The organism is Streptomyces sp. SID11385 (assembly GCF_010548245.1).
Lineage (GTDB): Bacteria > Actinomycetota > Actinomycetes > Streptomycetales > Streptomycetaceae > Streptomyces.
Window position 1 is genome coordinate 1 of the sequence record NZ_JAAGLR010000951.1, and the last position, 10,717, is coordinate 10,717.

A 10,717-nucleotide genomic window follows, 5' to 3' on the forward strand; every position below is an offset into this window, starting at 1 on the left:
CCGAGCGCGGCGGTGGCGGCGAGGCCGGCGACGAGGCGACGGGGGGCTCCGGCGGTACGGGGCGGGGTGGCGGTGGACACGAGGGCTCCCGGGGCGGGGCGGTCTGGACGGGAACATCCACGCACGCGGGAGAGGCCGCACGGTGGCGCCGGGCCGAAGCCGGGGTGAACGCGCAGGGACGCGCGACGCCTGCATCCGCACCGCCGCTCAAGCCCGGCGCTTCGCGCGCCGTCCGGCCCCCGGCGCGTTGCCGTCACACCCCCCGCGTCGGCCACGCCCTGTCGTCCACCGCGAGCCACGGTTCGTGCACCGCGAGGCCGGGTGTTGTGCTCGTGAAGAGGCGGACGTCGTGGTGGAGGTGGGACTGGTCGGCGTAGCCGTGCTCGGCGGCGACGCGTGCGGGGCTGTCGCCGCGCAGGAGTCCGTGGACGGCGTGGTCGAAGCGGACGAGCATGGCGGCGCGCTTGGGCGTGACGCCGAGTTGCGCGCCGAACCTCGCCCAGAGCCGTTGCCTGCTCCAGCCGGTCAGCCCGGCCAGCTCCTCGACGCGCGCCCGGCCCGCGCTCCGGACGATCCGCCGCCACACGTACGCGACTTCGGGATCGACTCCGCCCTCGGTGAGCGCCCGCCGGGTCACCTCCGCCTCGACGAGCGCGAACCGCTCCGGCCAGCCCGCCGCCTCGGCGAGCCGCTCCCGCAAGCGCTCCGCGCCGGTCCCCCACACCGCGTCCAGCGGAACGACCCCGCGCCCCAACTCCCCCAGCGGCACCCCGAGTACGGAGCGGGCGAGCACGGGCGAGAGGCGGGCCTGCACGGCGGCGATCCCCGCGGCCCGCGCCCTGAACACGCCGAACCCGAGCCCGGCCGCGAGCCCTCCGGCGCGCACCTCGCCGCTCTCCGCCCGTACCTCGAAGGCCCGTTCACCGAATTCCACGGCGAGCGTCACCGCCGGGTGCGGCAGCGCCCGCAACTCCACGTCGGAGCCCGGGGGTACGCGGAAGCCAGCCATCGCGACCCCGCCGCGGCCCCGCGCCCGCGCGATCTCCCACCGGCTCGTGTCCTCCATGCACCGACTGTACGAACATTCCTCCAATACGGGTTCGCGGCGGACGAAGAAGCTGACGTCATGACCGAAACCAGTACGTCCAAGTCCCTCGGGCCACGGAGGGGCGGCGCCGGGCGCACGCCCGTCCTGCACGTGGCCGAGTCCTCCGCGTCCCCTGCGACGGCCCCGCCGCTCGTCCTGATCCACGGCCTCGCCGGCTCCGTCGCCTGGTGGGACCCCGTGCTCCCCGCGCTCACCGGGCTCCGCGTGCTGCGCTTCGACCTGCTCGGCCACGGCGCCTCGCCCAAGCCCCGCCGGGCGGACTGGGGCATGGCCGAGGAGGCCCGTCTCGTCGCGGCGCGGCTCGACGGGCTCGGCGTCCGCGGGGCGACCGTCGTCGGCCACTCCACGGGCGGCTGCGTCGCGATCGCGCTCGCCGAGACGCGCCCGGACCTCGTGGCCCGGCTCGGCGTGATCGACACGGGCCCGAGCATGGACGCCTTCCTCGGCAACAGCCTCCCCGCCCGCCTCCTCGCCACCCCGGGCATCGGCCACCTGCTGTGGGCGCTGCGCACCGACGGAATGATCCGCGCCACGCTGGCCAGTGCCTTCACGCGGGAGGTCGAGATCCCGGACCGGCTCGTCGCCGACGTGAAGGGGATGACGTACCAGGGCCTCACCGGCACGGACCGCGCCTCGACCGCGTACCTCGTCGAGCGACCGCTCCCCGACCGCCTCACCGCGCTCGGCCTGCCGTCCCTGGTGCTCTTCGGCGGCGCCGACAAGCGCTGGCCGCCCTCGTGCGTCGACGAGTACCGGCCCGTCCCCGGCTGCCGCGTCGAGGTCCTGCCGGGGGTCGGCCACACGCCGATGTACGAGGACCCCGCCACGACGGGCCTGCTGCTCCACGACTTCGCCCTCGGGGCCGGGAGCGCCTGAGCGGCACCCCCCGCCCTCCGCTCCCCCGGCAGGCCCGTGCCCCGGGCGGCGGCAAGTCCGCCCGGGGCACGGGTTCTTGGCGCGGGCAGGGGTCCACCAACCCCGCGCCGGTCTCGGTGGGGCCGCTCGCGCGGAGCGGCCCCGGGGATCACTCGGCGGTTTGCGGCCCTCCGGTGATCGTGAACTGCGAGCCGGGTTCGACGAGGACGTCCCCGTCGCGCGAGCCGCTGATGCGCACGTCGGTGAGGCTCGCGTCGCCGCGGGCCCCGCCCATGGCGAGAATCCCGGAGCCGTTGTTGGACTTCTCGATCGTCACGCCGCTGATCCGCGCCCCGGGCACGGCGCCACCGCCGTTCTTGAACTGGATGCCGTCGTAGGTGGAGTCGTGGATGTCGGTGTTTTCAATGACCACGCCCGGGATGTCCTGGCTCGCGGGGAAGACCGTGATCGCGCCGAACTCCTGGGCCTCGCCCCAGAAGGCGCCGCCGGTGCGGTAGAGGCTGTTGCCCGAGACGAGGGTCTGGCCGGAGAAGGGCAGCGGGTCGTGGTCGGTGGCGAGCATGATGCCCGGGTAGTTCATCGTGTCGGAGATGAGGTTGTTCTCCACGCTGTTGCCGTGACCGCCGTAGATCGCCACGCCGTTGGCGCGCCAGGGCAGTTGGACGGTGTTGCCGGCGAAGGTGTTGTCGTGGCCGGCCTCGGTGGCCGGGTCCTTCACGTACCGGCTGGCCCAGACGGCGAGCGAGTCGTCCCCCGTGGTGCGGAACGAGGAGTCGGTGACGCTCGAATTGCTGGTGCCGTTGGTGAAGTTGATGCCGTCCGCGTACGTGTCGCGGATGCGCATCCCGCTGAACTCCAGCCCGTCCGCGGGGTTCCACAGCTCGGGGATGTTGGAGTAGTCGCGGCCGACCCACACGCCGACGTTGGCGTGCTCGATCCACACGTTCGAGATCTTCGTGTTCTTGCCGAAGCGGCCGTTGAGCCCCACACCGCCCTCGGCGTTGCCGTCGCCGCCCCGGATGCGCCCGGAGCCGAAGATGGCGAGGTCGGAGATCTGGGTGTTGTCGTCGATGTCGAAGCCGAAGTTGCCCTCGTGCGGGTGGTTGATGCCGCCCGCGTCCTGCGGCTGCGTGAGCGTGTAGAGCTGCGAATACCACATGCCCGCGCCGACGATCCGCACGTCACGGATGCCGACCTGGTTGTACTCGCCCCGGTGCTCGGGGTCCTTCGTGAGGATCTTCTGCTCCTGGCGCCACTGGCCCTCCGGTATCCAGACGCAGTCGATGTCCCCGTTCTGGTCGGCGGTGACGGCGGCCTGGAGTGCCTCGGTGTCGTCCTCGCCGTCGTCGGGGACGGCGCCGTACTCGGTGATCGAGGTGCACTCGGCGGGCTTCTCGGCGGGCGGGGCGACCTGTTCCAGGTCGACGAGGTCCACGACGTAGTACGCGGCGTCGTCCCCGTCGTCCTTCCTGAGCTGGAACTCGGTGCCCGCCGGGTAGCTCTTGTCGAGCAGCGTGTGGCTCTCGTCGAAGAGCCGGCGCGCGTCGCCCCCCGGCGTGTTCGTCAGGCCCTCGGGGTCGTCGGTGTTCCCGTACAGCCAGGAGTGCCGCGAGGAGAGGTCCACCTTCCGCACGAACTGCCCGTCCGCGTACAGGCTCAGCGTCGCGTCCTGCCCGCCGCCGCCGGGGGCGTCGGGGATGGAGTCGCGTACGACGAGGGAGTTCGTGGGCACGGTCGAGGTGAAGCCCGCGTAGTCGCCGCTCTTCTCCAGGCGCACGGAGCTGCGCCCGCTCGACTCGGTCGCGAAGTCGGTGTGCCCGAAGGTCCGTTCCGCGTCGGCGGTGAGCAGGGTGCCCTGGTAGTCGCCGTCCTCCAGTTCGTACTCGGTGTACGGGACCTGGGCGCCCCGGGCGGCGGCGCGGTCCGGGGTCGTCGCGGCCGGTGGGGCGGCCGTCGCGGAGCCCGCGGGCAGCAGCCCGCCGACGAGGAGGGCCGCGACGGGGACCGCGGCGAGCAGGCATCTGGCCCGGCGGCGTCCGCCGTGCGGGGGCCGGGGTGTCGTGTGGGTCATGAGTCCTCTGTTCTGTGGGGGTAGACAGAGATGCGTACCGTTTTTTGCAGGCAGTCTGCGATGTTTTTGAGTTGCTCCGTCGATCTCCTGCGTTGCGGCACGAAGAGTTTTCAATCATGTGATGTGCTTGTCAACAGTTCGGACATTGACCCATTCGATGGAATCCGAGTTGCTGGAGGGGATATGACGGTTCACCAGGGGAAGTCTCGGTGCGAACGACCCACCTCAACGAGGAGTTTGCATGCGCCTTCGCACCGTCTTCGCCGCCACCGCCCTCGCCGCCACCGCCGTTCTCGGTGGTGCGAGCCTGGCCTCCGCCGACGAGGGCCCGTCCTTCGTGGCCGGCGCAGCCGAGTACACCCACGCGGACGTCAACGCCGACTACCTGAACATCGGCGGTCCGTACGGCATCACGAAGGGCCACCTCGACGGCTCGTACACCCACGGCGAGCTGGGCTTCGTGGCGGCCGGCTGACCCAGGGCCCCGGCCCCACCCCGTGCGCGGCGCACCCCCCTTTCCGAACATCCGTTTACTCCCGTTCGCCAGGGAAAAGGGCACTATGGAGGAGACGGAAGCCGGAGGCCGCGGCAGGACAGCGGCGAGCCGGAGCCGACGGAAGGCAATGAGGGGAGGCGGGAATGGCCCGCAGTCGTTCGCGCTACGCACCCGACCAGGGGCTCACCGTGCGCATGGTGACCACGATGTTCCTCATCGGTCTGCTCTACGTCGTCCTCGTGGGCGTCCTGCTCGCGGTGCTGCGCGGGGCCTGGCCCCTCATCCTCATCGCGGTGGGCGCGCTCTTCGTGGCGCAGTTCTGGTTCAGCGACCGCATCGCCGCCTTCGGCATGGGCGCGCGCGAGGTGAGCCCGGAGCAGGCCCCCGAACTGCACGGCGTCGTCGACCGGATCTGCGCCCTGGCCGACCTGCGCAAACCACGCGTCGCGATCGCCGACAGCGACGTCCCCAACGCCTTCGCGACCGGGCGCAACGAACGCTCGGCGCTCGTGTGCGTCACGACGGGGCTGCTCAGACGGCTGGAGCCGGAGGAACTGGAAGGTGTGCTCGCGCACGAGATGTCGCACGTGGCGCACCGTGACGTCTTCGTCATGACGATCGCCTCCTTCCTCGGTGTGCTCGCCGGGCTCATCACCCGGATGGCCCTGTGGAGCGGCCTCACCCGCGGCGGGAACAGAAACGATCCCGTGGGCGTGGCCCTGCTCCTGATCCCGCTGGTCAGCGCGGCCGTCTACACGATCGGTTTCCTCCTGACCCGCCTCCTGTCGCGGTACCGCGAGCTGTCCGCCGACCGCGCGGCGGCGCTCCTGACCGGGCGGCCGTCCGCGCTCGCTTCGGCGCTGACGAAGGTGAGCGGGCAGATGTCCCGCATCCCGACGCGGGACCTGCGCCAGGCGGAGCCGTACAACGCCTTCTTCTTCGTGCCCGCCTTCTCCTCGAAGGAGAGCCTGGGCCGTCTGCTCTCCTCGCACCCGACGCTCCAGCAGCGCCTGGACCAGCTCTCCCGCATCTCGGCCCAGCTCTCCCGCTGAGCCGCGCCGTCACCGCTCCCGACTGGAGGTCGCGTGGGTTTCCTCGACGCGCTGCTCGGCCGCTCGAAGCCGGTCCGCCCCGATCTCGACCAGCTCTTCGCCGTCCCCTCGGCGGCGCTCACGCTCCAGGCGGCGACCGGTTTTCGGCCCACGGGGCGCGGCTCGGTGTGCTTCGCCGCCGCCGAGGGGGCCTCCTTCGCGCGGGTGCGGGACGACGTACGGGCCCTGCTCGACGCCGATACGGAGCGGGGCGGCGTCCCCGTCGAGTTCAGCCGTGACCCGTACGGCTACACGTGGCTGCTCTCGACCCAGCCGCCCGAGGGCCTCAGCGGCCTGGTGACCGACCTGCACGCGGTGAACACCCTGCTGGAGGAGGGCGGTTTCGGCCCCCAGCTCCTGTGTTCGCTCCTCGCCTTCCAGGACGAGCACGGCCGCCCCCTGGGCCTCGTCTACCTCTACAAACGCGGCAGCTTCTACCCCTTCGCGCCGCTGCCGGGCGAACGGGAGAGGCGGGACAACCAGCTGGAGCTGGAGGTCCGCGCCGCGCTCGGCACGGACCTGCGGGTGGAGGAGGACCTGAGCCGGTGGTTCCCGGTGTGGGGGGCGCCGGGACTGTGAGGGGCGGCGCGCCCCGGGGGGAGCGCGCGGCAACGCCCGGCTGAACGGTGCGGGAACCCTCCGTACGGGCCCTGTCACGGACGGCTCCGCGCGCCCTACCGTGCGCGGGTGACGACTCACGAGGACGCACTCAGACCCCCCGTCGACCCTCCGCATCCCCGCCGCCGCACGGTCGTGAAGGCCGCCGCCGTCTCCGCCGTGCTGGCGGGGGCGCTCGCGCCGGCCGCGCGCGCCGCCTCGCCGCTCTTCCTCCACGGTGTCGCCTCCGGCGACCCGCTGCCCGACGGCGTCCTGCTGTGGACCCGCGTGACCCCCACGCCGGACGCGACCCCGGGCTCGGGGCGCGGGACCGCGGGCGAGGTGGACTGGGAGGTGGCCGAGGACGCCGGCTTCGCCCGCGTCGTGGCGCACGGCACCGTCCGCACGGGCCCCGAGCAGGACCACACCGTCAAGGCGGACGTGCGCGGACTGCGCCCGGCGACCACGTACCACTACCGCTTCACGCGCGGCGACGAGCACTCGCCCGCGGGCCGCACCCGGACCGCCCCCGCGCCGGACGCGCCCGTGGACGGCGCGCGGTTCGGCGTCGTGAGCTGCGCGAACTGGGAGGCGGGCTACTACGCCGCGTACCGGCACCTCGCCGCGCGCACGGATCTCGACGCGGTGCTGCACCTGGGGGACTACCTCTACGAGTACGCGAGCGGCGCCTACCCGAAGAAGCCGGTACGGCCTCACAGCCCCCGCAACGAGACGCTGACGCTCGCCGATTACCGGCTGCGGCACGCGACGACGAAGACCGACCCCGATGTCCAGGCGGTGCACGCGCGCCACCCCTTCGTCGCGATCTGGGACGACCACGAGTTCGCCAACGACGCCTGGTCGGGCGGCGCCGAGAACCACACCCCGGGCACGGAGGGCGACTGGGCGGCGCGGGTCGCGGCGGCGAAGCAGGCGTACTTCGAGTGGATGCCGGTACGGCCCTCGACGGCCGGCACCGTGTACCGGCGGGTGGGCTGGGGCGGGCTGGCCGAGCTGCACATGCTCGATCTGCGCTCCTTCCGTTCCCAGCAGGCGGGCACGGGTTCGGGGGCGGTCGACGACCCGGAGCGCACGATCACCGGGCGCGCGCAACTCGACTGGCTCAAGGCGGGGTTGAGCGCGTCGTCGGCCCAGTGGCAACTGATCGGCACCTCGGTGATGATCTCCCCGCTCGCCTTCGGCGCCCTTCCCGCCGAACTCCTCGGCCCCCTGCGCGACTTGCTGGGCATCCCCGAGGGCGGCCTGGCGATCAACCCGGACCAGTGGGACGGCTACACCGACGACCGCCGCGAACTCCTCGCCCACCTGCGCGCGGAGAACATCCGCGACGCGGTCTTCCTGACCGGCGACATCCACAGCGCGTGGGCCAACGACGTCCCGGTCAACGCCGCCACGTATCCGCTGTCGGCGAGCGCGGCCACGGAGTTCGTCGTCACCTCGGTGACCTCCGACAACATCGACGACATCCTCGGCGTCCCGCCCCAGTCGGTGTCGCCCGTCGCCGTGACGGCGCTGCGCGCGGCGAACCGGCACGTGCACTGGGCGGATCTCGACTCCCACGGCTACGGCGTCCTCGACGTCACCGCGGCCCGCGCCCAGATGGACTACTACATCCTCTCCGACCGCAAGGACCCCGCGGCGACGAGCGGTTGGTCCCGCTCGTACGCGACGCGCGCGGGAGCCCGGAAGCTGGAGCGGGTGGACGCCCCGGTCGCGTGACACCGGCCGGGCCCCCGAAGCGGACGGGGGCCCGGCCGATGGTCCCGCGGGGGGTCAGGCGGCTCCGGCCCGGCGGTACAGGTCCAGGGCCTCGTTGCCGAGCACGGGGTGGTACTCGCTGCTCCCGGCGCTCACGCTGATGTTGCCCACGAGGTAGCCCCCGCCACCGGCGGCGTCGAAGTCGGCGAGGAAGCTGCCGCCGCTCGAACCACCGGTCTGCACGCAGTCGATGCCCCACATCGTGGAGCCCTCGCGGCCCGCGTCCGGGTACTCGACGCCGGAGCAGTGGTTGAGCCGTTCGCCGTTGCCCTCGGCCGCCGAGCCGCCGTAGCCGAAGGAGTGGACCTCGCGGCCCGTCGCCGAGTTGAAGGCGATGCCCTGGGCGCCGACCGTGTCACCGAGGCTGCGGCCGTTCAGCGGGGCGAGCCGGGCGAAGGCGAGGTCGTAGTTGGCGTTGCCCGCCGTCGACACGTACTGGTCGAGGTGGAAGAGGGCCGAGGCGGTGAAGGTGCCGAAGGGGCGGTTGCCGTTCGCGTAGCCCGGGATGAAGACCCAGTTGCGGTAGACCTCGCCCGTGCCCGCGTCCACGACGCAGTGGCCCGCCGTGAGGACCAGCGACTTGTTGTCCGCGTTGGCCACGGTCGCCGAGCAGGCGAAGGTGCCGCCGCTCGCGTTCTGGAAGAAGACCTTGCCCGCCGTCGTGGAGATCAGGCCGCCGCCGGTCCACGGGGCGGGGTCGGAGGCCGCGAGGGCGGGTGCGGAGGCCGTGGCGGGCGCGGAAGGCGGGGCGGGCAGCGGCGCCACCCGTACCTCCTCGCCCGTTCGCGAGGTCCCCGCGCTGCCCGTGGTGCCGGGGGCGGCGGACGGAGTGGTCGCCGCGGCCGGGGCGTCGAGGTTCCGCGCGGACCGCAAGCGGGCATCCGTCCAGAACCGCAGCGCCGACGCGCGCTCCGGAGCGGTGATCGTCGTGCGGTGGGCGCCCTCGGTGGGGGCGGCGCTCACGGGACCGGCGGACCAGAGGGCCGCTCCCAGGACCAGGGCGGCGATGCCACCTGCTGCTCTCGCTCTCATTCGGCTGTTCCCTTCTCGCCTGCGTGACTGCGGGGGGCCGCCACCCGTCTCGTGCGGCGAGCGGCGGAGTCACCGGCCTGACAACGTTGTCCGGCTGACGTCGTCAGAGGCGGCGCAGTTCAGCGTGGGCGATGGGGGCGTTGCTGTACAGGCTTTCAACAAGCCAAATAACAGGGGCAGTTGGGCACTATTGCTCGGCGTCGGCCCGGCCCGCCCCCCTGGTGGACCCGGGCGGGCGGGCCGTCGGCCGCGTGCTCAGCCCACCGGCACCGCGACCGGCGGCGCCGGGAACGCGGTGTGCAGGGCGCGGGCGAACGTGTCCGTGACCTGGGCCAGCGCCTCGGCCGTGCCCGGGGCGATCGTCAGCGTGCCCTCCGGATCGACCGCGAGGTCCTTGTCGACGACGAACCAGCCGGGGACGACGTGCGCCGCGCCCATCGAGGTGAGCACCGGGCGCAGGGCGTAGTCGAGGGCGAGGACGTGGGCCGTGGAGCCGCCCGTGGCGAGCGGGAGGACGGTCTTGCCCGCGAGGGCGTACTGCGGGAGGACGTCCAGGAGCGTCTTCAGGAGGCCCGAGTACGCCGCCTTGTAGACGGGCGTACCGATGACGACGCCATCGGCCTCGGCGAAGGCGCGCGTCGCGCGGACGAGGTCCGGGTGCCCGAACTCGGCGGCCAGGAGCGGCCCGGCGGGCAGGGTGCGGACGTCGAGGACCGTGACCTCGTGGCCCTGCGCGCGCAGGTGCTCGTCCAGGTGGCGCAGGAGGCGGGCGGTACGCGAGGTCGCGGAGGGGCTGCCGGAGACGGAGAGGATGCGGGCCATGACGGTGCCTTCCGTGGGGAGGGTGCGCGGGTCACCACGTACTGGACTGGACGGCGACGCGCGGGACGAGGTCTTCGCGCAGGGTCTCCAGGAAGCCGACGGCTTCGGCGGCGACGGAGCGGTGCTGGAGGTCGTTGAGGACATCGTGGTGGGCGCCGCGGACGAGGGCGAGGCGTGCCCGGTCCAGGGACGCGGCGAGCTCGGCGAGCGCGGTGTGGTCGGCGAGGGGGTCCCGTTCGCCGCTGAGCAGGAGGGTGGGGACGGTGGGGCGGGCGGCGTAGGCGGCGGCGAGCAGTGCGAGCGGTACGGGCTCGGCGAGCGCGCCGCGCCGTACTCCCGTGTCCTCGCTGAGCCGGCCCCGGTGGGTGGGGCACGCGGTGCGGATGCCGAGTTCGTCGTCCCAGGTGGCGGCTTCGGCCGCGCGCGGGGCGGGGGCGGGGAGACCGGCGAGGATCAGGGCGTCGGCCGCGGGGGCGTCGTCGTGCGCGTACAGGGCGGCGAGCGCCGCCGCGCCCGCGTCGGCACCGAGGAGGACGACGGGGGCGGCACGCTCCTCGGGGAGCGCGTCGGCGAGTTGCCGGGACGTGAGCGTCCCGGGCGGCTCGACGACGCGGACGCGGTAGGCGTCGAAGGCGAGCCGGGCGCCGAGGCGCCGGTACGTCTCGGGGGTCTCGCCGCGCCCGGGCACGACGAGGACGGTGCCGCGCGTGAGAAGGCCCTCGGGGGCGTGGAAGTCGATCGGGTGGCTCATGTGCGTACTCCTGAAACGGCGTGCGCCGGAGGGTGGTGCGCGGGGAGCGGGGCCGACCGGCGCGACGGCGTACGGGCACGCCCGTCGTGCCGCG

Annotated in this window: 10 protein-coding genes; 5 read left to right on the forward strand and 5 right to left on the reverse strand. The window is 73.4% G+C overall.

The features are described 5' to 3' along the window. Positions 1-253 precede the first annotated feature (253 nt). On the reverse strand, positions 254-1,066 hold the full coding sequence (locus tag G3I42_RS28960; protein ID WP_239096748.1) for a helix-turn-helix domain-containing protein: 813 nt from the start codon (positions 1,064-1,066) through the stop codon (positions 254-256). Positions 1,067-1,126: 60 nt separating this feature from the next. Between G3I42_RS28960 and G3I42_RS28965 the strand changes: the two genes are divergently transcribed. Then, the gene (locus G3I42_RS28965; protein ID WP_164290715.1) at positions 1,127-1,984 is read left to right on the forward strand and encodes an alpha/beta hydrolase; all 858 of its coding nucleotides are present in this window, start codon (positions 1,127-1,129) and stop codon (positions 1,982-1,984) included. A gap of 148 nt (positions 1,985-2,132) precedes the next feature. Here G3I42_RS28965 and G3I42_RS28970 read toward each other — a convergent pair whose 3' ends face one another. Continuing rightward, a complete protein-coding gene (locus tag G3I42_RS28970) occupies positions 2,133-4,055 on the reverse strand; it encodes a glycosyl hydrolase family 28-related protein (RefSeq protein WP_164290716.1) in 1,923 nt (640 codons plus the stop codon). Between the two features lie 241 nt (positions 4,056-4,296). On the opposite strand from G3I42_RS28970, the gene G3I42_RS28975 reads away from it, so the two are divergent. The 4 genes from G3I42_RS28975 to G3I42_RS28990 all read left to right on the forward strand — a co-directional run bounded on the left by G3I42_RS28975 (position 4,297) and on the right by G3I42_RS28990 (position 7,979). After that, positions 4,297-4,530: a hypothetical protein gene (locus G3I42_RS28975; protein WP_164290717.1), complete on the forward strand. Its 234-nt coding sequence runs from the start codon at positions 4,297-4,299 to the stop codon at positions 4,528-4,530. Between the two features lie 164 nt (positions 4,531-4,694). Then, positions 4,695-5,603 carry a zinc metalloprotease HtpX gene (gene htpX, locus G3I42_RS28980; RefSeq protein WP_164290718.1) on the forward strand — a complete coding sequence of 303 codons (909 nt, stop codon included), beginning with the start codon at positions 4,695-4,697 and terminating at the stop codon, positions 5,601-5,603. A 33-nt stretch (positions 5,604-5,636) separates the two neighbouring features. Continuing rightward, complete coding sequence (locus G3I42_RS28985) at positions 5,637-6,221, forward strand: hypothetical protein (RefSeq protein WP_164290719.1); 585 nt, start codon at positions 5,637-5,639, stop codon at positions 6,219-6,221. Between the two features lie 174 nt (positions 6,222-6,395). Further along, complete coding sequence (locus G3I42_RS28990) at positions 6,396-7,979, forward strand: alkaline phosphatase D family protein (protein ID WP_164290723.1); 1,584 nt, start codon at positions 6,396-6,398, stop codon at positions 7,977-7,979. Between the two features lie 54 nt (positions 7,980-8,033). Here the strand turns inward: G3I42_RS28990 and G3I42_RS28995 are convergent, their stop codons facing one another. From G3I42_RS28995 to G3I42_RS29005, 3 genes are all read right to left on the reverse strand, one after another. After that, a complete protein-coding gene (locus G3I42_RS28995) occupies positions 8,034-9,050 on the reverse strand; it encodes a trypsin-like serine protease (protein ID WP_239096749.1) in 1,017 nt (338 codons plus the stop codon). 255 nt (positions 9,051-9,305) lie between these two features. After that, positions 9,306-9,872, reverse strand: coding sequence for an NADPH-dependent FMN reductase (ssuE, locus tag G3I42_RS29000; protein WP_164290720.1), 567 nt, complete (start codon positions 9,870-9,872; stop codon positions 9,306-9,308). Between the two features lie 31 nt (positions 9,873-9,903). Beyond that, positions 9,904-10,623 (reverse strand): alpha/beta hydrolase, encoded by a 720-nt coding sequence (locus tag G3I42_RS29005; protein ID WP_164290721.1) that lies wholly within the window; start codon positions 10,621-10,623, stop codon positions 9,904-9,906. Positions 10,624-10,717 lie beyond the last annotated feature (94 nt).